Source organism: Chryseobacterium capnotolerans, from assembly GCF_021278965.1.
Lineage (GTDB): Bacteria > Bacteroidota > Bacteroidia > Flavobacteriales > Weeksellaceae > Chryseobacterium > Chryseobacterium capnotolerans.
Genome location: NZ_CP065589.1, coordinates 4,122,242 through 4,145,753, shown reverse-complemented (window position 1 = coordinate 4,145,753; position 23,512 = coordinate 4,122,242). Strand labels below are relative to the sequence as shown.

Genomic DNA, 23,512 nt, shown 5'->3' with positions numbered 1-23,512 from the left:
TCATGAAATCTGCATAATTTACGAGCGGTTTTTATCGTATAATTTTCCGCCATTTTTATAAAGAAATACCTTTCAGTTTTGCTGAAAGGTATTTCTTTATTTGAATACAATGAGGAGTTAATCCGGTTAATCTTCAAATTGATCTTGCTGAATTTTATGATAAAAAACCTGCTTTTTATCCATAATTTTATATTCAATTCCAAGGCTGTCTTTGTTGGATTTTACAAGTTTTGCCTCCTGAATAGGTTCTTGTTTTTTCTCACTTGGAATATCAACCCAGGGAAGCTGTAAAACTTTTTCTAAAACTTCAACGTAAGGTGTTTTGCAGACTCTTTTTTCAAGAATACCTTCCTGTTTGTAAATAGCGATTTGCGGTTTAGACAATGCTCCGGGACGATGCCTCTCTATTCGATAATTGTCTTCTAATTGAATTCTCTGGTAGCTGTCAATGGTTGAAAAATAACTGACAAGGGCAAAGAAAGGAATCATCATTGGGAGAATACTCAAAATAATTCCGGCAATCAAAAGACCAAAATAAGCCTTAATTGCTTTTTCCTTCCAAAGCCTGATGATGATGAAAACAGTCATTGCCAGCCAGAGCCAGCTGATAATTTTGTCTGTATAATATCCGCTATAACTGTATTGATTAAAATTTAAAACAACTTCACTCAGGAAAATCAATGTCAATACAAGATAAGCGATAACCATATTCTTTTTGCTCATTTGTAATCAGTTTTTTGTAATGGAATCCATAACAATGGTGACAGGCCCGTCATTGATCAATGAAACTTTCATATCCGCTCCGAAAATACCGCTTTCTGTTTTCAATCCGGATTTTGCTATTTCTTCTTTAAAATAATCAAATAACGGAACAGCTTTATCTGGTTTGGCTGCTTTGATGAAAGAAGGGCGGTTTCCTTTTTTGTAATCAGCAATCAGTGTAAACTGACTGATGCAAAGAATTTCTCCGGAAATGTCCTTTACAGAAAGATTCAATTTATCATCTTCATCTCCAAAGATTCTTAAGTTGAGTATTTTTTGTACCAGCCAATCTGCATCTGCTTTTTCATCATTCTCATCAATGCCTACCAGCAGCATGAGTCCTTTCCCTATTTCACCTACGATCTTTCCGTCTACTTTTACGCTGGCTTCAGAGGCTCTTTGTATAACGATCTTCATTGTTTATTCTAATAGTAAATATTTAAAGTTTTGCTTGCAGGGTCATAATTATAAGCTGTATATGTCTTAGGAGGAAGAGAGGTTTTGGCTCCATCTAGCGGCTGCCCAGTTCTTAGGATCCATTTGGTTCCATCTTTTGGACATAGAATAGCAATATTATCTTTTACCTCAAGAGTAGTGCCATTATCAGGGCATAAGTGAGGAGCATTCCGATCATAAATCTTGAAGGTATTTCCAACACGAACAATAATTAATCCCCTGGTGCCTGATTGCTGTTCATTGACGTAGATCCAGCCATCATCATAATTTAAAGCGTTATATGCAGGAAGGTTCAAATTCAAAGTAACATTGATTGGGTTGTTTGGAAAGCAGCTCACTGTATCTTCCCTGCTTCCACATGATTTTATAGATAAATTACTGAAAATCAATAAAATGAAAATAGATAATATCGAAAAAGTTTTTTTCATTTCAATTTAAATTTTTATATATTTGTAAAAATTAAACGATTATAACACGTAAAACATTGTCCGGCAAATGTCGGATTATTTTTTTATACTAAAACTAAATTTTGAAAATTATGGCAAGCTATGTAACAAAGGAGGGCCTTGAGAAAATGAAAGCTGAGCTGGAACAGTTGGAAACTGTGGAAAGACCAAAAATTACTCAGCAGATCGCAGAAGCTAGAGACAAAGGAGATTTGTCTGAAAATGCAGAATATGATGCGGCTAAAGAGGCTCAGGGGATGCTTGAAATGAGAATTTCTAAGCTGAAAGATGTTATCTCAACTTCTAAAATTATAGACGAAAGCCAATTAGATACTTCAAAAGTTTCTATCTTAACTACAGTGAAACTTAAGAATAATGCAACGAAGCAGGAGCAGGTATTTACATTGGTGCCGGATAACGAAAGCGACCTTAAATCTGGAAAGATTTCTGTAAACACTCCGATTGCTAAAGGATTACTTGGTAAGGTTAAAGGTGAAACAGCTGAAATTACTTTACCAAACGGAAACAAGCTTTCTTTTGAAGTATTGGACATTTCTCTATAGTCTGATCACTCTTTTCATTTCTAAACTTCTAGTATTTAATCTCTAACTTTTATAAAAATGAGCACTATATTCACAAAAATCATCAATGGCGAAATTCCCTCTTATAAAATTGCTGAGGACGAAAATTTTATTGCATTCCTCGACGCAATGCCCTTGGTGAAAGGACATACTTTAGTAGTTCCAAAAAAGAAGTGGATTTGATTTTTGATCTTGAAAGTGAAGAATATAAAAACCTTTGGGGATTTGCCCAAGAGGTGGCCAAGAAGATCAAAACTGCAATTCCATGTGTAAGAGTAGGAGTAGCGGTGGTAGGACTTGAAGTTCCCCATGCTCACATTCATCTTATTCCTTTAAACAAGATGGAAGACATGAACTTCAGAAATGAAAGACTAAAATTAACGAACGAAGAATATACAGAGATTCAAAACTCAATTATTAATTCTTAAAAAACAGAAAATCGTAAAAAAGTAATTTTTTACGATTTTCTTTAACATATACATTATTATTATAATATGAATCCAAACCAATGTTCTTTCTGCGGAAGAAAAAGAAATGAAGTACAGATGCTGATTTCTGGGCAGAACGGTTTTATTTGTGAAAATTGTATAGAGCAGGCGCACGTTATTGTGAAAGACAGTGCTTCGAAATCAGGGCATTCACCTGCAGATAATATGGAAGATCTTAAAAAGCCAAAAGAGATCAAAGTATTTCTCGATCAGTACGTAATCGGACAAGATCAGGCTAAAAAACAGCTTTCCATTGCGGTGTACAACCATTATAAAAGATTACTTCACGCTCAGGACGAGAATAGAGAAGTAGAACTTGAAAAATCCAATATCATCATGATAGGGGAGACCGGAACAGGAAAAACTTTGCTGGCTAAAACAATTGCCAGAGAACTGAATGTTCCTTTCTGTATTGTAGATGCTACTATTTTAACGGAAGCAGGATATGTAGGGGAAGATGTTGAAAGTATTCTTTCAAGATTATTAATGGTGGCAGATTACGATGTGGAAAAAGCAGAAAAAGGAATTGTCTTCATTGATGAAATTGATAAAATTGCAAGAAAATCAGACAATCCAAGTATCACAAGAGATGTATCCGGAGAAGGAGTACAGCAGGGATTACTGAAACTGTTGGAGGGGAGTATTGTAAACGTACCGCCTCAAGGAGGAAGAAAACATCCTGACCAAAAATATATTCAGGTGAATACTCAGAATATCCTGTTCATTGCCGGAGGAGCTTTTGACGGGATCAAAGAAATCATCGAAAGAAGAATGAATAAACAGGCTATTGGTTTCAGTTCCGAAAAAATCAATAAAACTGATGAAGATGAATATGTATTAACAAATATTAATGCAATTGATTTACGTTCTTTCGGATTAATTCCCGAACTTTTAGGAAGATTTCCAATCATCACTTACCTCGATAAACTCACGAAAGAGACCTTGGTAAGAATTATGAAAGAACCTAAAAATTCAATTGTGAATCAATTTGTGGAACTTTTCAAAATGGATGGCACGGATTTGGTTATTACAGACGGTGCAATCGAAAAAATTGTAGAGGAAACCCTTGAAAAAGGATTAGGAGCGAGAGGTCTGAGAGGAACTACAGAAAAAGTCTTGGAAGACTATATGTTTTCAATCGGAGAGGAGAAAAAGATTGTGTTAACGGAAGATAATATTTTGATTAATAGATAAAAAGTTTTTTTTTTAAAGAAAAAAATAATACCTTTGCGGGTGAAGATTGTATTAACACACAAATAATTTATACAATGAGAAAAAGTTTATTTGCTATAGGTCTTTTAGCAATCAGTTATTCTGTTCAGGCGCAGATATTATGTCATGTAGACACTGGTGCTAATATGTATGTGAGCGAAGGCACCCTAGTTTTTAGTGGTGGAGGTGTACAGACAAAAGATACTGGTGTTCTGGATGTACACGGAAATGTAATGGTTGTAGGTGCAGCCGGAGATGCTTTTAAAACGATTACTGCTACTGGTTCAGATAAAACTGACGGTGGAAATATCATTTTAAGATTAAATACTCCTGCCAGCTACGCAACTTCTACATATGGACAGTTGTACATCGATGGATTATCCCAATCCAATGTTTCTGGTGTTGTGAACAAAGAATATAGAACCGGTAAGCACGGTACTGGAGATTTTTATCAACAGATTGCTTTACCTTTCTATGACAAATTATTAGGCAGCCTTTCTTCGGAGCTTAATAAGAACTTTAGTTCTACCAGATGGTCTAAGAATGAAATCTTAAAGTGGAACAACAACACTGTTGTGAGCGAAACCCAAGCTCCTTGGAGTACTGCTACTCAGCCTTTCGGATATTATATGTTAGGGTCAAATAATGACAACCTTGACCTTAGTAATCCGCCAGGTGCTGGTGGGGTTTATAACCTTGCGGGTAAAGCATTTACCAATCAGCCTCTTGTTAATTTAGTTAATGCAGGTAATGGTTTAGACTTTGGACCGAATGGTACTAATACGAATGCTTATACAGAACAGTATCAGTCTTATTTATTTGATCAATATGAATCTACTGCCAGTTCTTGGGCAGGAACATATGGAAAGAATATCTATGAATTTGGTAACCCTTTCTTCACAAATCTTGATTTGTCAAAAATTGGATATGTAGAAGCAGGTACAGTTACAGATGGAAATAACATTACCAATATCTGGGGTGTTCAATATTCACCAGGTACCGTTCAATATGTCAATGGGGTAGGAAGTTCATTTACTAATCCTCTGATTATGACATTTGATCCTGCTACTCGTATGCCAATAGGAGATATCAATAATCTTGTGGTGAAGCCTATGGGAACCTTCATTATAAAATTAAGAGATAATACTCCTCAAACACTAAACTTCAACACGCTGAGAAGATTTAGTAATACTGCAAGAGTAGAAGGGACAGACTATAACGTTGCTGCCAGTAAAGTAGCTAGTAATGGTACAGGAACTGTGAAGCAATTAGGAGTAATTGGTTTGGATGCTAATGGTAATGAGTTAGGAAGAACTTATTTTGTTGTATCTCCACATGCTACCACGGGACATCAAAATTCTATAACCAAGACAGTACAGGCTGCTTCTGATAATAACAGTTTTGTTACTTATGAAGAAAAAATGACTGGAGGAATTGATCCTAATTATGTTCCCAACTATTCATTATATATTAATGAGGCTAATGAAAAAGATTTCCTAGGAAAAGAAATTGTATTAAATAGCTTTGATTATAATGAGCCTAATCATACACAACAAATTGTTTCTTACAAATTTGAAGTAAGAGAAAATACTTCAATGATTCCTAATGGAAGTCATCAATTATCATCCGGAACAGGTTTTTATTATAAATCAGCCAATGGTAATGTAGAAGAAGTAAAACAAGGTGCCATTATTCCTGTAACGTCTAAAACTTATGGACTATATTACGGAGCACCTGACAGAGGTTCATTAGCCACTAAAGAAGATAATACCTTATCACTTTCCAGAACAGTGGTTGTATATAACCCTGCGGTTAGCAACTATATTGTTAGATTTGATAAAAATTGGAAAAAAGCAGATATTGAAGTTTATGATATGAGTGGTAAACTTATCATCTCTAAGAAAGCAGTGGATGCATCTAAAGACTTTGTGATTGAACTTGATGGTTCAGTGAAGAGTACTTATGTTGTGAAAGTGGTTTCTGATAAAGGAGTAGTAGTTAACACCAAAATCTTAAAATAAATAATATGAAAACTATAAATAAACTAGTATCCGCTCTTTTGCTTTTTGTGGTATCATTTGCTTACGCAGAAGAAAACAATGGTATTCCTCCAGCGCCAGCTCCGGATGCGGTAGCGAAGGCAGGTAGTGGGGGGAGGTGGCTCAGGTGCACCTACATCACCCATTGATATGTATGTATATTTACTTGTAGTAGTAGCTATTGTATTCATTGCCTTCTACACAAAGAAATATAAGACTATAAAAGCATAAAATTTTATTAAAATAATATTAAACTCTCTGATTAATCAGAGAGTTTTTTTATTTTTACTCTATGAAAAAGATTTATACATTATCTGCGGTTTTAGCTGCATTTGCACTGCAGGCTCAGTTTACAGTTACTGTTCAGACACCAGCAGATTTTAAAGAGCAAGATGCCATTCTATATACATTAAACGGGTCAAAGGATATTGTTGTAACCAAAGAACAAAGTAAGAATAATACCTGGACGTTTAAATATCCAAATAACTACATGGGGATGATGAAGATTTACTTTCCCACAACCAATAACACTATAAGCTTTATTTCTGAAAATAAGAATGTAAATATCAAGCTGGATATTCAGAATAATAAAGTAAAGGATGTTGCTTATCTGGATGAAGCCAATGAGTTAATGAGCAAGCAGCAGGAAGGTTCCCAAAAGAAAGAACTTATTCTTCCTGCGTTATCTCAGATTAAAGAGTACTATAAGGATAATACTGACTTTGGAAAAGCTCTTAAAGCAGAGATTGGCAGGCTTTCCGGTATATCCTCTTCTATTGATCCTGCTAAACATCCATTTATAGCTTATTATAATACCAATTACAGCAAGTTCCTGGGAAATCCAGTAGATGGAGCTAAAAAAGCGGATCAGGATGAAATTATCAACTTCCTGGATAAGTCCAATGACATGCTTGAAAGTTCATCATTGCTGAGACCTTTATTGGTAGCTTATTTAAACTCTGGAGGCAATGTCAATGTGGGCGCTTCTGTAGATAAGCTTTTAGACCGCTTAAAGGTAGAAACTCCAAGAGGGCAGACTGTATTATCTGAGCTTATAGATATTTTTGATGTGTATCAGATGGATGATTTTAAAACCAAATATCTTGGTTTAGCAAAGAATCTTAAATGTACCATTAATGATAGATTGGCTTCTACGTTGAAATCCAATGCTAATATAGAAATGGGAGCTGTATTCCCTAATTATAAGTTCCAATCGGCAACGAATACTACAGTGAAATCACTTCATGATGTGAAGGCTGATAAAAAGGTCATTATATTTTGGTCATCTACATGTTCACACTGTGAAAGTGAACTACCTAAGCTATTGGAGAAATACAACGACTTGAAAGCAAAAAATATTCAGATTATTGCCCTGTCTTTAGATGTTGATAAAGATGCGTATTCTAAAAAGATCGCTGCATTTCCATGGATCAATGATTCAGAATTGAGGGGATGGAACAGTAGTTATGTAGATACGTATAATGTTCATGCCACTCCAACATATTTTATTTTAGATGCTAATAATAAGATAATCAATAAACCAGATCATGTTGGAAATGTTTTAGAATATTTTATGATAAAATAATTTTGGAGGTAAAGAATATTTTTCTATATTTGCACCACCAAAACGGCGAGGTAGCTCAGTTGGTTAGAGCGCAGGATTCATAACCCTGAGGTCACGGGTTCAATTCCCGTCTTCGCTACAAAAACAGCAATCATTTATTAATGATTGCTGTTTTCATTTTTGTACAATGCTCTTCATTTTTCAAAATTATTTTCTCTTATAATTGTTCACTTGCTTTGGAAAATGTGATCAAAAGGCTTCAGATTTATTTTAATGGGCAGCATATTTATTCTTTATGCTTCTTTAAAAAGATATTTAAACTTTATTCTCGTTATGGGATACGGATGAAAATATTTTTCTATATTTGCACCACCAAAACGGCGAGGTAGCTCAGTTGGTTAGAGCGCAGGATTCATAACCCTGAGGTCACGGGTTCAATTCCCGTCTTCGCTACAAAAACAGCAATCATTAATAAATGATTGCTGTTTTCTTTTTATACAATAGTCTTCATTTTTCAAAAATTCTTTTGCTAACCATTACGGATGATCCTTAAAATACAGAGTAAATTTTTGTGGAAATAAAAAAGCCGTTTCCATGATTTAAGAAACGGCATATTTTATTTGCTGTAAAGTTTTTTACTAAGCCTGGTAGCCTAATAGTTTTCTGATCTGATAGAAGAATCTCTCAATAAGTCTTAGATCTTCCGTGACAATTTCAGCACTTCCTCTAAGCTCTTTATCAAATTTCAGATTTTTATTATAGCTTGTTTTTAATCCCTTTGGTAAAATCACATCTACATAGTAATTCCCTTTATCATCAGGAATAAGTGATATATTCTGAACTTTTCCTTCCACGATTCCATATTCCTGGAAACGGTAGTTATCCAGTTTGATTAATACTTTTTCCCCAGGATGTATTTTTCCGGAGTTAGCGGTAGGAACAGACATTCTGCCTACTAATTTTTCTTTATTCTTAGGAAGAATAGATACAATAGCTTCTCCGGCTTTTACAAACTGATTTTCGCCAAAAAACTGCTGAAAGCTGGCAACTCCATCTGTAGATGAAATAACAAGGTAATTCTGCTCCCAAAGTTTTAATGCTTTTCTTAACTGCTCAAAAAGCTGTAAGGTTTGTGAAGAATAATTGATTTTGTCTTTTTCCGTATTGATGACAGTTCCGCTTTTAGTTTTATTGAGGTTGGAAACTCCCTCTTCAGCCTGCGAAATAGAAATATTGATATTTTCAAGATTCTGCTGAGCCTGAAGATATTTGATTTTTTCATTCTCAAGTTCCATCGCAGAGATAACTCCCTGATTGAATAGCTCCTGAGATCGTTGGAAGTTCTTTTTGGTAAGGTCATATTTGGCTGATTCCAGATTTTTTTGCTGTTTTAAAGTGATAATTCTTGCTCTGGATTCAGAAAGACTGAGATTGGTAGCCAGGTTTTCAGGAGCATAGGGTTGTAATCTTGTAAAAAGCTCCTCATCTTGAAAAGCTTTTGCAAAACTGTTATATTCTCCCTGCAGTTCTCCTAATTTAAACCTTGAAGTCTGGGCAACAGGAAAAGAGCTGAGCTGATTAGGGGACATAGAGTCTACCAGTTTTTTTAATGCAATAACATCTTTATAATTGGCAGCAGACAACATCACCATCAGTACGTCATTCTTCTTTACTTCCTGGTGATCTTTAATAAATATCTTCTCAATCTTGGAGTTGATTCTTGCTTCTAACTTTTCCGGTGGATTTTGAGAAGTTACTATAATAGGAGCCGGTACAAATTCCGGATATTTTATGATGTAACTCATTACAAAAATGAGCAGGATGATTACGAATATAAGTGTATTTCCCCAGCGGATCATCCAATTGGGCGGCTGGGTAAGAATATCCTGTACACTTTCTGAGCGGAGTTCAATATTATCTAAAACGTCTTCTTTCATTGTTTTCTGAGGTAAAATTTCCCCCAATATCAGGGGGAAGATAGTTTAAATACGTGGGCAAGTCCCGTCATACCAAGATGGTGGTGAAGTATCTGCATCTGGTGGACATGCAATATGGTGCATATGACATGGCATCCAGCTGCCCAGGCACCATGATCCACAGCAATTGTCATCTGGAATTATTACACCTCCACTGACGAAAACTAAATCTTTTCTTGAAAGTTTTTTTAGATTTTTCATAATTAATAGATGTTTTATAATTTCCTACTCTATAAGCTTTTCGGATTCCGCTATATATTGATTCTCTATGGTTAATTTCCTAATTCAAGCTGATTTCTCACCAATCGGTAATACTCACCGCGCAAGTCTACCAATTCAGCATGACTGCCTTCTTCTACTACTTTTCCTCTGTCCAATACAATAATCTTATCAGCATGTTTTACGGTAGAAAGTCTGTGGGCGATGACGACTGCTGTTTTGCCTTTAAAGAATTGTTCAAGATTTTCCATAATGACCTTCTCATTATTGGCATCTAGTGCGGAGGTAGCTTCATCAAACAAAATATATTCAGGAGATTTATAGACAGCTCTTGCGATGAAAAGTCTTTGCTTTTGTCCGCCACTGACTCCAACACCTTCGTTTCCGATCTTTGTATTGTAACTTAATGGAAGACCTTCCACAAATTCTTTGATATTGGCTATTTCTACAGCACGTCTTAGTTTCTTTTTGTCGATGTGATCTTCACCAACAGCAATGTTATTGGCAATGGTATCATTGAATACATAGCCTTCCTGCATTACTACTCCGCAATGATCTCTCCAGAATCGTGGTGAAATGTTTTTCAATGCTGTATTTCCGATTTTGATATCTCCCTGATCGGGTTCATAAAACTTCATCAGGAGCTTCAATAAGGTAGTTTTTCCACTTCCGCTGGCTCCCACAATGGCTGTCGTTTTTTGATAAGGAATCGTAAGACTCAGATTTTCAAAAACCGGAACATCTGATCCGATGTATCTGAACGACATATCCGTAACTTCTATATCCCTTTGTGGAATTTCCATAGCATATTGCTCGTCCTTATTTTCTTCATCTTCTTTATCATGAATTTCACCCAATCTTTCAAGTGAAATTTTGGCATCCTGAGTTTGTTTAATAAAGTCAATAAGCTGAAGAAGAGGGCTGTTTAGCTGTCCAATGATATATTGTACAGAAAGCATCATCCCTAAAGTTAAGTTTCCGCTTAATACTAATTTTGCAGACAGAAAGCTTACCAAAATATCTTTCATCTGATTAATGAAGTTTCCTCCTACAGATTGCCATTGCTCCAAAGACAATGATTTTATTCTGATTTTAAATAATTTTACCTGGAGAAATTCCCAGTCCCATCTTTTCTGCTTTTCAGCATTATGCATTTTAATTTCCTGCATTCCGTTGATAAGCTCAATAACTTTACTCTGTTCCTGAGAAACCTGGGAAAATCTTTTGTAATCCAACTCTTTTCGCTTTTTCAGGAAAAAACTAATCCATCCGATATAAGCAACTGCCCCTACAAGATAAACAATGAAAAGCCTGTAATCATATAATAGAAGGACAATACTGAAGATAATCAGATTGACCAAGGAAAACAGAGTATTTAATGAAGAACTTGTTAGAAGCTGTTCTATTCTATGGTGGTCGTTAATTCTTTGCATGATATCTCCGGTCATTCTGGTATCAAAGAAACTGATAGGAAGCTTCATTAGTTTGATAAAGAAATCGGAAATAATCGAAATATTGATTCTGGCAGAGAGATGGAGAAGAATCCAGCTTCGAATGGTCTCAATACCCATTCTGCCAAAGAATAACATAATCTGAGCAAGCAGGACCAGGTAGATGAAGTTAATATCCTGATTCTGTATCCCAACATCTACAATACTCTGAGTAAGAAAAGGGAATACCAGGGATAGTAAACTTCCTGCAAGAAGTCCTACTGCAAGTTGAAGAACAAGCGATTTGTATTTAAAAAGATATTTGGAAAGAAAAGAAAAACTTGCTTTACTTTCCTCATTATCAAATTCGGTTTGAAAAAATGCTGGTGTTGTTTCCAGGATAAGGGCAATTCCTTCCTCAGTGTTTTCATTAGCATTTTCTCCGATCCAGGCTTTGATGAATTCCTCCTGATTGTAGGTAATCAACCCGTAGCTGGGATCAGAAATATATATCTTATTATTTTTATCGACCTTATAAACAACTACGAAGTGGTTTTTATTCCAGTGTACAACACACGGAAGCGGAACTTCCTCTACAAGGGTTTTGAAATCGACCTGAACTCCCAATGACCGGAATCCCAGATTCTCAGCAGCATCACTTAAACCAAGAAGGCTGCTTCCTTCACGAGTAGTTTCAGAAAGGGCCCGGATTTGTTGCAGGGATATACTTTTGCCGTAATATTTACTTACAATTCTAAGACATGTGGGTCCACAGTCTTTAGTGTCTGGTTGTTTATAAAAAGGAAATTTCTTCAAAACTAATAATCATTATAAAATGCCGTCATATTCTGACGACATTTTTACTTTATTCAATATTATAATTCAATGAAATGGTAGGCTAGTAGTAGCACCATTTGTTACATGCATTTATTGCTCCCTCTTTAGGCGGGTTGATTTTGGATTCGCAATAACTTGCTTCAGACTGAATTCTTGCACATTCCTCAGTAATACCGCCTTTCAGGATTCTTAGGCCTTCTCTTGAAAGTTTTTTTAGGTTTTTCATAATAAATAGTTTTTGGTTTACCTACTCTTTTATAGCTTTTCGGATACCGCTTTTATTTTTCCTAAGATAGTGAATTTTGAATCACCTGCTATGATTAAATTTCTTCGTCTTCTATTAATTCATCCACAAAGAATACGATGTCTTCTCTGTCATATTTTTCAGGGAATTGATATCCATTAATCACAAGGATAGGAGTGAAGTTAAGGCCTGCATTGCTGTTTTCTACAGTCATTTGAATCAATGGATTCAGGTTTTCTGAGGTAACAGTTCCTCCGGAAAGAATATTGACTTTGCTTTCATCTCTCGTTTCAAACCACTCTTCTACAGCGTGCAGGAATTCTTTTTCCGTTTTATTGTTATAAATATAGGCTAGATCTGAGATCAATGCATTATACTTTTCATTAGATCTTTCTGGAGTATAATTGAATCTCATTTGTAAAGAAACATCATCAGGATATTTTTTTAAAAGACTTTCTGCCAGTTTGTGACCATCTTTACAGAAACCACAATAAGGATTGGAAATTATGGAAATACGAAGTCTTGCATCCTTTTTTCCCACCGAAAATGTCTCAGTATCCTGAAACTCTATTTTATCTTTTTCTAATAACTGGCTTTTGAAAAGTTCATAATTTCTTTTGAATCGAAGGTTTTTAGCATTGGATTTTTGAAGTTCTTCTTTTGTTCAAGCAAGGTATTAGAATACATTACTGCTGAAAATATAAGTGCCCATAAAATTACCGTTAGTAAAAGTGCCCCAATTCCAAAAGAAAGGTTTTGGAAAAAGAAAGCGCTGATGACTAACTGCCCAACCAGGATGGAGATAATTAACAGACAAACTCTACAAAATGTTTTTTCAACAAATGCCTGAATGTATAAAGAATAACCAATAGCCAGCACAGATACGAAAGTGAAGCCTTTTACGATATAAGCTGTAGCTGGTAAAAATAAGCCTAATACAGCAAGCCCGGTAAAGTAAATCAGTGAAAAGTCAGAAAACTTTAATCCTAAAATACTGGTTTTATCTTGTTTGATAATCCTATCACAGGAGTTAGCTGTTTGGGTAGCAGGAGCTGCTCCACAAATACTTCCTATAACCGTGGACGTATTTCCAAATTTTTGGTTGAATATCTCCAGAGAAATATAAACACCTGCTAATGAAAGAAGATTAAAGATGGCTTCAAACAATCCCTGGAATACAAATGAATAGATAAGAATTACTGCAAAAATGGCATATAATACAGGTTTGAAATTAAAAGCTGTTTTATTTTCAGCATTTTCAGTCTTTTCAAAGAGGAGAACAAAGTCAGTAGAGTTCTTATATAGTTCTTCCTTATCTAATGTTTTTGCTTTTTCGGAATAGACAGCATAATTGCTTCCTGATTTCTTTACCAATGAAAATGCATTATCAACAATAGCGATGAATTCTTCCGGAAGTTCATCCCAATATTCCTTATCAAGCTGGTAGGCATCATTTTTTACTCCCAAAAAGTTTAATGTATCACTGAAAGCTAATGCTGACGGATAATTGGGATGAGAATTAAACTGGAAAATAAATTCCTGTTTATCAAGTTTTAAGTAGTTAATTAGTTTATCAAAAATCATATTAATATTTTCATCTAAAATACACAGATGTTTTAAATTAACAAAAATATTTTTCTTTTATTAGTGAGATAAAATGTGCTATTGGTAGGTATAGTTTGAATTTCAATATTTTATTTTACAGGATTTAGCTCGAAAAAGTATTTTTATCTGGTACGTATAGTATAAGCCTGAAATGAAGATATCAAATAGAAGTCGTTATTAATTCCATTTTCCCACAGATGTTATGTAAAAGTTTTCATGGTTAATGTTTACATTCATTTTAGCACATCTGTGGGATTAGAATAATTAACTCTTGTTAATTTTATTTTAAATGGTATTAGTTTAGTTGGCCATATGTCCCTAGTTTGGGAAGGTAGCTTTTATATTTTGTGTTTTTACCTGGAGCAAACTTATGTCAGTACAAATTATTAAAAAAGCTTTTGGATTTTAAATTTATAAATCTATACATATAGAGCTATAAAGGAAATAAACAAAAGTGTTTGATTTTTAATATTTTATTGCTTTTTAATTTGATATTATATATACGTAGAATTGTGAAAAATATCAAATAAAAGCTTTTTATTGATTCCATTTTCCCACAGATGCTATGTAAAAGTTTTCATGGTTAATGTTTACATTCCTATTTAGCACATCTGTGGGATTAGGATCACTAACTCTTGTTAATTCTATTTTAGATGGTATTAGTTTAGTTGGCCATATATCCCTGGCTTGGGAAGGTATTGGTCAACTTTTATAGTTTGTGTTTTTACCTGGAGCAAACATACACCAGTACAAATTATTAAAAAAGTTTTTGAATTTTAAATTTATAAATCTATGCTTATAGATCTATAAAAATATGTATTTCAATATGTTGTATTTTAGTTAGTTATGGGTTTTTTGAGAATTTTTTAGACTATCGATCTCTTTAATGTATGTAGAGAGTGTAGTGCCTGTTTTTTTCTTAAAAGCTAAAGAAAATGCCTGCTCATTATTATATCCCAGCTCCTCAGCAATAACAGACAATTTGTAGGAACGGAATTTTTTATCATTTACCAATCTGTTTAAAGCAAAATCAATACGCAGGTCATTAAGGTAACTTGCGAAGTTTTTTCCTTTATGAGTATTGATTATTTCTGATAAATAGGCAGTATTGGTTTTTATGTTTTTTGCTAAGTTGGCTAATGTAATTCCCTTTTTTAAGAAGAGTTCTTTGGATTCAAATATTCTCAATTCCTGTAATATAAACTGAGTAACTTCTTCAGATATGCTTTTTGAATTTTTATCATCTTGTCCAATAGGCTCAGGAATAAGTATATCATTTACTTCGATATCATCAACTTCATGTTTTTCACCTGTCTTTTTCTCCTCAATATTTTTCTTTTCAACCAAACTGATTAAATCTTGTGCAATTTTTCTCTGTTCTTTTTCTCTTTTCTTAGATTTATAGTATAAATATATAATGAATAGAAGTATCAATAGAAGTGCGCCCATAGAAATATAAAGCACTGTTTTTCTAAATTTTAATTCCTCGATGATATTTTCTTTTTCCTGTAGGAGATTTGGAGTATCATACTTTTTAGGCAATTCTGTAGATAAATATTGAACCTGTTCATCGAGTTTTTTATCAACGGCTAGAAAGCGGTCAATATAATAAAGTTGCTTTTGCTGATTATTTTTTCCTTTATAATAATCTATAAGGTATATATAGACTTCACGAAGTTCAGGAAACGTAATATTGAATTTTTGTACATTGGAATCTAGTTTAATGTAAGTCTCTGTAACCTTTTCCTCATTTTTTATTCCCTGGTAAGCCTTTCCTAAATTATAAAGGGCAGAATTAGCATTGATGTTTTCATTATTATTGGTAAAATAAGTATAAGCATTTGAAAGTTTGGTAATTGCTGTATTGTAAGCTTTTGACTTAAGGTCGTAAGTTCCAGCTAAATAAGAATATAGATTAGGGTCATATTTATTTTTACCTGATAGAATAGCCTTTTGTCCTTCTTTAATTAACAAATTAGCAGAGTCTAATTTGTTAATCTCAAGATAGCAGCTTATAAGGGCTATGCGCATTTGAGTGTGTTGATAATCATCTGTGATACTATCTCCATGGTATAGATAATATCTGAATATTTTAGCTGCCTCTTTATTCTTACCTATGTAACTATTGATATAAGCAATGTTCATATTGGCATAGGCTGTTTGCTTTTCGTCGTGCTGCTCTTTTGCGTATTTAAGCCCTAAAATATAATTATCCAATGCCGCTTTTAAATTATCATGCTTATAATATAGATTTCCTTTGCTCAAATAGGTTCTGGCAGGATATAAATTTCCTTTTATATTTTTTGTGATGATCGTTAAACTATCAAGATATTTGATGGCTGTTGGAAAATCTTCATAAAAATGTATTAGGACATAGCCTTCTGCTATTTCGAGAGTGTTTTTTTCTTTTTTAGCCTTTTGTAGATAATATCTGGCTATTTGTTTGGCCTCAGAATTTTTATTTTGGTCATAATAATCATAGAACTTATTCTTTAGTTCCGGATAAGTAAATTCATATAAATTACTAAATTTGTTTTTTTGAGCACTTGCCAAACTATTGGTTAATAATAATATAATTAGGACTATATATTTCATTATTTTTGTAAATACAAAACAAATTTACATTTTTATTTACTAATGTCTCTTATCATTGAAAAATCAATATATTTGAATGTAAGATACTGATATTTAGTTACTTTGTTTTGTTTTTTATAATTTTGATTTATAAATCTATAGTACATTTTAAGTGTAAAATTGAAAAATATTCTTTTTATTTGTATTTAAAATCTTATGTATAATTTTATGAAGAAAATAATCAAACAAGAAAAAAAATTATCGTTGAAAAAAATACAAATAATGAAAATTAACGATATGAAAACAATTAATGGTGGTAACGGAGGCAATCAGATGGTGAATTTTAACACTGGAGAAGAACCGCCAACACAAATTCCTCCAAATACAATCATTGTGAGACCATGAAGCAATTAATATTTATCATTATTTGTGTTTTTAATATTTCCTTGAACGCTCAAAAAAATAATCCAGCTCCATCTGTTCCTATAACGGATGAATATTTTGGAATCCGGATAGTAGATGAATATAGGAATTTAGAGGATTTAGAAGATCCTCAAACAATGAATTGGATGAAATCTCAAACAGAGTATACCAATTCTATTCTTAATAAAATTCCTAAAAGAGATTATTATTTGGAAAAAAGGTTAGAGCTTGATAAGAAGCAAGGATACTCTGTATCTGATTTAAAAATTACAAATAATGATAAATATTTCTACTTAAAGAAAACAGGAGATGAGAAAGTTGCTAAACTTTATTATCGGGGGGCTTTTTAGGAAAAGAAGAACTTCTTTATAATCCTGCCAATTTCAAAAGTTCTGACACAAACCATGAATTTGTTATTAATTATATTAGTCCAAGCTTAGCTGGAGACAAAGTGGCCATTGCGATGGCTGAAAAAGGAAAAGAATTGGCTGAAGTTATTATAATGGATGTAAAGGATAAGTATATCCATCCTGAAATTATTACCAGTACGACTCCTGCAGGTATAGGAGGAATAAAGTGGCTGGATGATAATTCTGGATTTTTTTATACATACTTTCCTGTTAATGATTCCAAATCCCCTGATTTTTATAGAAATACGAAAGCTATTTTATATAAAATTGGAGCCAATCCTAAAGAATTGAGAGAAGTTTTTTCAGCTAGTAATAATCCTGAATTAAAAATAGATGAAAAAAAATCTCCTATTATCTTAGATTCTAATGATAAGTATTATGTTGGAATGTTGGTTGATAATAATTATTACAGGCAAACATTTATAATTTCCAAAAAAGATTTATTACAAGGTAAAAAAACATGGAAACCTCTTTATAATAAAGAAGATAAAGTGAGATCTTTACAACTTATTGATAATGAGTTGTTTTTTTTGTCTCAATATAATTCTCAAAATTATACCCTCTGTAAAACCAATCTTGAAAAACCAAATTTTAGAACTCCTGAAATTTTAATTCCTGAAAAGAAGGATGAAGTTATAGGCCAATATCGGCTTACTAAAGATGGTATTTATTACACAACAACCAAGAATGGAGTAGAAGCCAAGCTATATCTATATAAAGATGGTAAAGATATTTCAATTAAGTTACCCTATCCATCAGGAAATATAAATTTACAAGCAAAGGGAAAAGATGATTCAGATATCTGGATAAATTGCTCCGGATGGGCAAACCAGGAACAGCGTTTTAGATATGATCTAAAAACAAATTCTTTTGTTGCTGAAAATATAGCTCCTATTATGGAATATGTTGAATTTAAGGATATTGAAGTAAAAGAAGTAATTGTAAAGGCAAGAGATGGGGAAGAAATACCATTGTCCCTTATATATAATAAAAATATACAACGTAATGGTAATAATCCAGTATTGATTGATTCCTATGGTTCTTTTGGAGCTTCCTACAGTCCATATTTTTCCCGTATTTATCTATTATGGGTAAATCAAGGAGGTGTTATGGCTATTGCTCATGTAAGAGGTGGTGGGGAAAAAGGAGAGAAATGGCGTTTAGGGGGTTATAAAGAAACAAAACCTAACACATGGGGGGATTTAATAGACTGTACAGAATATTTAATAAAAGAAAAATATACCTCAAAAAATAAAGTGGGGATTTGGGGAGCAAGTGCAGGTGGAATTACAGTTGGAAGAGCTATAACAGAAAGACCAGATTTATTTAAAGCAGCAATTTTAGAATTGCCAATAACCAATACATTAAGGGATGTGCTTAGTATTGCAAGTAATGTGGATGAATATGGAACCTTAAAAGATCCTAAAGAATTTAAAGGTCTATTAGAAATGGATGCTTATCATCATATTAGTAAAGGAGTACAATATCCTGCAACATTTATAACTGGAGGAATAAATGATCCAAGAGTACTTGCCTGGGAACCTGTGAAATTTGCGGCTAAATTAATGGCAAATAATACATCAAAAAATCCTGTTTTACTTAAGATAGATTATGAAGGTGGGCATGGAGTTAATACAACTGCTCTTCATGCGCACTCAAACCTTTCAGATATTTTTGCTTTCGCCTTTTGGCAACTAGGACATCCTGATTATCAGCAAAAGCCAATGAAGTGAAATAATGAGGTTATTAAAAAATGAAAGGATAAAATAAAATTAGCTATTAGTGATGATCATCAAATCAGTATAATACTTGTTTAAATGATTATCAATTTCTATGAGATGGTAAAAGAATGAAAAAATTAATTATTATTGTTGTTTTTAGTGCTTTCTATATTTCTACTATAAATGCTCAAAAGACTAACCTGGCATCTTCTTTCTCCACTATTGATAATTACTTTGGCACGAAGATAATTGATGAGTATAGAAACTTAGAAGATTTAGATGACTCCAACACTCTTAATTGGATGAAATCCCAGACTGCTTATACAAATTCTATTCTTGATCTGATTCCTAAAAAGAATTATTATTTAGAGAAAATACTAGAAATTGATAAAAGGCAAGGATACTCTGTATCTAATTTAAAAATATCAGGTAATAATAAATATTTTTATTTAAAGAAAAGTGGAGATGAAAAAGTAGATAAACTGTATTATCGGGATGGATTTTCTGGGAAGGAAAAATTACTTTATGATCCTGCTTTTTACAAGAGCTCAGAACTTAATCATTCCTTTGTTATCAATTATATAAGTCCAAGTTGGGATGGTAGTAAAATTGCTATTTCTATGTCTGAAAAAGGTAATGAAATAGGGGATGTAATTATCATGGATGTTAAAACAAAATATATTCATCCCGAAACTATTACTAATTCGGCTCCCGCTACTTTTGATGGGATAAGATGGACAGATGATAATAATGGCTTTTTCTATGTAGCTTTCTCTGTAACTGACCCTAAATCTAAGAATTTTTACAGAAATATGAGTACCGTCCTATACCAAATAGGTACAGATCCAGGTAAAACTCGTGACGTTTTTTCTGCCAAAAATAACCCTGAACTCAATATAACTGCAGATCAATTTCCTATGATTTTGAACTTTGATTTGGATCAGGAATATTACCTTGGAATGATAGTAGATTATCAAACCTATAGAAAGACCTATATTATTAAGAAAAAAGATTTGCTGCAGGGTAAGAATAACTGGACACCTCTATCTGACCCAAGTGATAAGGCAAAAAACTTAGATGTACGAAAAGACCATGTGTTTTTTCAATCAAGTTATAACTCTCCTTTTGTTAAGCTTTGCAAAACCAATATTAAAAATCCCGATTTCAAAAACCCCGAGGTTTTAGTACCTGAAAAGAAAGATGAAATCCTTAAAAGTTATCAGGTAACTAAAGATGGTATTTATTATACAACTACGAAAAACGGCGTAGAATCTAAACTGTATTTATATAAAGATGGGAAAGATACTTCGATCCAGCTTCCTTATCCATCCGGAAATATTGTACTAGAGAACAAAGATGAAAAATCTTCTGATTTATGGGTAACGTGTTCAGGCTGGGCAAATGAGGAACAACGTTTTAGTTATAACCTAAAAACAAATACTTTCAAACCGGAAAATCTAATTCCTGTTGCTGAATATCCTGAATTTAACAATATTGTAGTTAAAGAAATTACTATAAAAGCAAGAGATGGTGAAGAAGTTCCAGTTTCCTTAATTTATAACAAAGACATCATAAAAAATGGAGAAAATCCATTATTAATAGACTCTTATGGATCCTATGGAATATCAAGTACTCCTTTTTTGCTAAAACATACTTATTATGGGTAAATCAAGGCGGAATGGTTGCTATTGCCCATGTAAGAGGCGGAGGTGAAAAAGGAGATCAGTGGAGGTTAGCGGGTTTTAAAGCAACAAAACCTAATACATGGAGGGATTTAATTGACTGTACGGAATATCTGATCAAAGAGAAATATACTTCCAGTGATAAAGTTGCTATCTGGGGTGCAAGTGCAGGAGGTATAACCGTAGGTAGAGCTATGACCGAAAGACCAGATCTTTTTAAAGCAGTTATTGCAGAAGTAGGAGCAATGAATATGCTTAGGGATGAAGCTGCAGTTAATAGTCAGCCAAAAGAATTTGGTTCTGTAAAAGATCCTGAAGAATTTAAAGGGTTGTTAGAAATGGATGCTTATCAGCATATTAAGAAAGGAACAAAATACCCTGCTACCTTTATAACAGGAGGCTTGAATGATCAGAGAGTAACACCATGGATGCCTGTGAAGTTTGCGGCTAAATTAATAGCAGATAATGCCTCTGATAATCCGATTTTATTGAAAATAGACTTTGAAGGCGGGCATTCAGGTAATGTACCAATAGCTCAGAGATATGCTAATATAGGAGATATTTTTACGTTTGCATTGTGGCAATTAGGGCATCCTGACTATCAACCTAAAGAAGAAAAAAGAAAATAAATGCCTCGCTTTCCCTATCAATTTTTTGAAGAATATATTGTACGTACTCCTTTATTTTCATGTAAAAGATTTTTTGAAACGGTAAATAAACATGAAATTTCAGATGAGGAATTAAAAATTAGATTAGCTGATGACTCTGTTTTTCTGGAAGCTCTGTACCTTGCCTCACCTGATTTATATGAAGAAATTCTCAAATGGCTTCATGCGGAAAAGCAATTTTCTCAAAAGGAACACCAAAAATTAAAACATACTTTATTAAAATATTATAGCCGGATGAGTACTCGTTGTACTCCATTCGGCTTATTTTCTGGAGTGGGTTTAGGAAAGTTTAATATAGACTCTAAACCAGTAGATTCATTTGAAGATCCATTGTTTACAGATTATCTAGTTCGGGATACGAAATTGGATATGTATTTTCTTGTATCATTGGCTCAACATTTTATAAAAAAGCCAGAAATAAGAACTAAGCTTTTGTTTCAGCCTAATAATACTATTTATAAAGTAGGAACAAAAATCCGTTATATAGAATATCAATATTCAGGAGGGAAAAGAGATTATGTTATTTCGTCAGCCTCACTTTCTGAAGAATTGCAAGCGGTATTAAAATTTTCAAAATTTGGAAAAACTATACAGGAGCTTACAGATATTCTTATAACAGAAGATATCACCCAGGAGGAAGCATTAGAATTTATAGAAGAACTGATCGATAATCAAGTTCTCACCAGTGAGATTGAGCCTAATGTTTCAGGAAGGGACTTTTTAGGTATTCTTATTTCTGTTTTACAAAGGTTTCAGGTAGGTGAGACCAATATTTTGATTTCTATACAAAATAAGCTTCATGAATTAGATCAAAATATTGGCAATCCGATTTCAAACTATGCTGAGATTGAAAAACTTATTGCATCTTTTGGCATTGAATATGAGCAGAGATATTTATTTCAAACCGATTTATATTCTAAAGATAAATTGATTTTATCATCCAATTGGAAAAAAGAACTTAAAACAGCCTTTAGCTTTTTAAATAAAATAACTTTAACCCCAAAAGATATCCGTTTAGAGAAATTCAAAAAAGCTTTTACCGAACGATTTGAAGGGAAGGAAATTCCATTACAGTATATTCTTGATTCTGAAATTGGCCTTGGTTATAAACAAGATATCTCTTTAAAAGGCATTCATCCTTATTTGGACGACTTGGAGTTTTCAAAATCTGAAAGAAATAAAAACCTAAATATTGAACTTAATCCGGTTCAAAAAGTTCTTAATGAGAAACTACAGGATACCTTATTAGAGAATCAATATAAGATAGAATTATTAGATTCTGATTTTGAAGGCGTAAACGAAAAATGGGACGATCTGCCTGATACAATTTCTTTTTTGACAGAAATTATTTCAGAAGGAAATACAGAAAAATTATTCTTAAATGGCAGTACCACAAGTAGTGCAGCCAATTTATTAGGGCGATTTTGTTCTGAAAAATCTGAGATACATAAACTCACAAGAACTATTGCACAGAAAGAACAAACTCTGAATCCTGACTGTATTTTAGCAGAAGTGATTCATTTGCCAGAAGCAAGGATAGGAAATGTGATTAGAAGGCCTACTATAAGACATTACGAAATCCCTTACATGGCAAAATCTGTTTTGGCGGAAGAAAATCAAATAGCTGTAGATGACCTTTATATATCATTGAAAAATAATAGAATTGTTTTACGGTCTAAAAGACTTAATCAAGAAATAAGACCTTATTTGACAAATGCTCACAACTACTTTTATAATACTTTACCAATGTATCACTTTCTTTCTGATCTTTATTCTCATGAAATAAGAAATAGTTTACGTTTTGATTGGGGTGGGTTGAAGGATATTTACAGGTTTCTCCCAAGAGTAGAATATAAAAATATCATCCTTTCAAAAGCTTGCTGGAAGATCTTTGATAAAGACGTTACTTTTTTGGAGCAGTTAATGATAGATAAAGATGAGTTTTTATCTGAATTGAAAAATTGGAGAATTAAAAGAAAAATTCCTGCATGGATACAATGGGTACAAGCAGATAATACTTTACCGCTGAATCTTGAAAATTATGATATGGCTGTAATTTTTATTCAGACCGTTAAAAAGAAAAAAACAATCATGGTAGAAGAATTTTTGTTTAATGAGAATAAAGATTTTAAACATGAATTTGTTTTTCCTATGTATCAATTAAAATAAATTTTG

20 protein-coding genes, 2 tRNA genes and 1 pseudogene are annotated in these 23,512 nt (G+C 33.1%); 13 read left to right on the top strand and 10 right to left on the bottom strand.

Going from position 1 to position 23,512, the window contains the following annotated elements:
* Window positions 1–126 precede the first annotated feature (126 nt).
* Genes H5J24_RS19900 through H5J24_RS19890 form a run of 3 tightly spaced genes read right to left on the bottom strand, consistent with a single transcriptional unit; the run spans window position 127 to window position 1,646 of the window.
* Window positions 127–723 (bottom strand): hypothetical protein, encoded by a 597-nt coding sequence (locus H5J24_RS19900; RefSeq protein ID WP_068938926.1) that lies wholly within the window; start codon window positions 721–723, stop codon window positions 127–129.
* Between the two features lie 6 nt (window positions 724–729).
* The gene (gene dtd, locus H5J24_RS19895; RefSeq protein WP_068938928.1) at window positions 730–1,179 is read right to left on the bottom strand and encodes a D-aminoacyl-tRNA deacylase; all 450 of its coding nucleotides are present in this window, start codon (window positions 1,177–1,179) and stop codon (window positions 730–732) included.
* Between the two features lie 8 nt (window positions 1,180–1,187).
* A complete protein-coding gene (locus H5J24_RS19890) occupies window positions 1,188–1,646 on the bottom strand; it encodes a hypothetical protein (RefSeq protein WP_068938930.1) in 459 nt (152 codons plus the stop codon).
* A gap of 110 nt (window positions 1,647–1,756) precedes the next feature.
* Between H5J24_RS19890 and greA the strand changes: the two genes are divergently transcribed.
* The 7 genes and pseudogenes from greA to H5J24_RS19855 all read left to right on the top strand — a co-directional run bounded on the left by greA (window position 1,757) and on the right by H5J24_RS19855 (window position 8,001).
* The gene (gene greA, locus H5J24_RS19885) at window positions 1,757–2,227 is read left to right on the top strand and encodes a transcription elongation factor GreA (RefSeq protein ID WP_068938932.1); all 471 of its coding nucleotides are present in this window, start codon (window positions 1,757–1,759) and stop codon (window positions 2,225–2,227) included.
* Between the two features lie 57 nt (window positions 2,228–2,284).
* A pseudogene (locus tag H5J24_RS19880) lies at window positions 2,285–2,673 on the top strand (HIT family protein).
* Between the two features lie 66 nt (window positions 2,674–2,739).
* On the top strand, window positions 2,740–3,927 hold the full coding sequence (gene clpX / locus H5J24_RS19875) for an ATP-dependent Clp protease ATP-binding subunit ClpX (RefSeq protein ID WP_068938934.1): 1,188 nt from the start codon (window positions 2,740–2,742) through the stop codon (window positions 3,925–3,927).
* A 74-nt stretch (window positions 3,928–4,001) separates the two neighbouring features.
* Window positions 4,002–5,966: a T9SS type A sorting domain-containing protein gene (locus H5J24_RS19870; RefSeq protein WP_082810949.1), complete on the top strand. Its 1,965-nt coding sequence runs from the start codon at window positions 4,002–4,004 to the stop codon at window positions 5,964–5,966.
* 310 nt (window positions 5,967–6,276) lie between these two features.
* A complete protein-coding gene (locus H5J24_RS19865) occupies window positions 6,277–7,569 on the top strand; it encodes a TlpA family protein disulfide reductase (RefSeq protein ID WP_068938939.1) in 1,293 nt (430 codons plus the stop codon).
* A gap of 44 nt (window positions 7,570–7,613) precedes the next feature.
* Window positions 7,614–7,687: transfer RNA gene (locus H5J24_RS19860), tRNA-Met, on the top strand.
* Between the two features lie 240 nt (window positions 7,688–7,927).
* Window positions 7,928–8,001: transfer RNA gene (locus tag H5J24_RS19855), tRNA-Met, on the top strand.
* A 185-nt stretch (window positions 8,002–8,186) separates the two neighbouring features.
* Here the strand turns inward: H5J24_RS19855 and H5J24_RS19850 are convergent.
* The 7 genes from H5J24_RS19850 to H5J24_RS19825 form a co-directional block, all read right to left on the bottom strand.
* On the bottom strand, window positions 8,187–9,485 hold the full coding sequence (locus tag H5J24_RS19850) for an HlyD family secretion protein (RefSeq protein WP_068938989.1): 1,299 nt from the start codon (window positions 9,483–9,485) through the stop codon (window positions 8,187–8,189).
* A gap of 45 nt (window positions 9,486–9,530) precedes the next feature.
* Window positions 9,531–9,725 (bottom strand): bacteriocin-like protein, encoded by a 195-nt coding sequence (locus H5J24_RS26255; protein ID WP_407918883.1) that lies wholly within the window; start codon window positions 9,723–9,725, stop codon window positions 9,531–9,533.
* Window positions 9,726–9,796: 71 nt separating this feature from the next.
* Entirely contained in the window at window positions 9,797–11,989 is a 2,193-nt protein-coding gene (locus H5J24_RS19845; RefSeq protein WP_068938940.1) for a peptidase domain-containing ABC transporter, read from the bottom strand.
* A gap of 82 nt (window positions 11,990–12,071) precedes the next feature.
* A complete protein-coding gene (locus tag H5J24_RS19840) occupies window positions 12,072–12,236 on the bottom strand; it encodes a bacteriocin-like protein (RefSeq protein WP_167386943.1) in 165 nt (54 codons plus the stop codon).
* A gap of 94 nt (window positions 12,237–12,330) precedes the next feature.
* Window positions 12,331–12,795, bottom strand: a complete 465-nt coding sequence (locus tag H5J24_RS19835) for a thioredoxin domain-containing protein (RefSeq protein WP_232815805.1) — start codon at window positions 12,793–12,795, stop codon at window positions 12,331–12,333.
* Between the two features lie 41 nt (window positions 12,796–12,836).
* Window positions 12,837–13,838, bottom strand: a complete 1,002-nt coding sequence (locus tag H5J24_RS19830; protein WP_232815804.1) for a vitamin K epoxide reductase family protein — start codon at window positions 13,836–13,838, stop codon at window positions 12,837–12,839.
* An 861-nt stretch (window positions 13,839–14,699) separates the two neighbouring features.
* Complete coding sequence (locus tag H5J24_RS19825; protein WP_068938944.1) at window positions 14,700–16,454, bottom strand: helix-turn-helix domain-containing protein; 1,755 nt, start codon at window positions 16,452–16,454, stop codon at window positions 14,700–14,702.
* A gap of 261 nt (window positions 16,455–16,715) precedes the next feature.
* On the opposite strand from H5J24_RS19825, the gene H5J24_RS25725 reads away from it, so the two are divergent.
* The 6 genes from H5J24_RS25725 to H5J24_RS19800 all read left to right on the top strand — a co-directional run bounded on the left by H5J24_RS25725 (window position 16,716) and on the right by H5J24_RS19800 (window position 23,506).
* On the top strand, window positions 16,716–16,838 hold the full coding sequence (locus tag H5J24_RS25725; RefSeq protein ID WP_262495828.1) for a hypothetical protein: 123 nt from the start codon (window positions 16,716–16,718) through the stop codon (window positions 16,836–16,838).
* Window positions 16,835–17,206: a hypothetical protein gene (locus H5J24_RS25720; RefSeq protein WP_283250734.1), complete on the top strand. Its 372-nt coding sequence runs from the start codon at window positions 16,835–16,837 to the stop codon at window positions 17,204–17,206. The genes H5J24_RS25725 and H5J24_RS25720 overlap by 4 nt, the downstream gene beginning before the upstream one ends.
* Before the next feature lie 113 nt (window positions 17,207–17,319).
* Window positions 17,320–18,999 carry a prolyl oligopeptidase family serine peptidase gene (locus H5J24_RS25715; RefSeq protein ID WP_346729927.1) on the top strand — a complete coding sequence of 560 codons (1,680 nt, stop codon included), beginning with the start codon at window positions 17,320–17,322 and terminating at the stop codon, window positions 18,997–18,999.
* Window positions 19,000–19,115: 116 nt separating this feature from the next.
* Window positions 19,116–20,654, top strand: a complete 1,539-nt coding sequence (locus tag H5J24_RS19810; protein WP_232815803.1) for a prolyl oligopeptidase family protein — start codon at window positions 19,116–19,118, stop codon at window positions 20,652–20,654.
* Window positions 20,579–21,298: a prolyl oligopeptidase family serine peptidase gene (locus H5J24_RS19805; RefSeq protein WP_346730005.1), complete on the top strand. Its 720-nt coding sequence runs from the start codon at window positions 20,579–20,581 to the stop codon at window positions 21,296–21,298. The genes H5J24_RS19810 and H5J24_RS19805 overlap by 76 nt, the downstream gene beginning before the upstream one ends.
* A complete protein-coding gene (locus H5J24_RS19800; protein ID WP_068938951.1) occupies window positions 21,299–23,506 on the top strand; it encodes a lantibiotic dehydratase family protein in 2,208 nt (735 codons plus the stop codon).
* Window positions 23,507–23,512 lie beyond the last annotated feature (6 nt).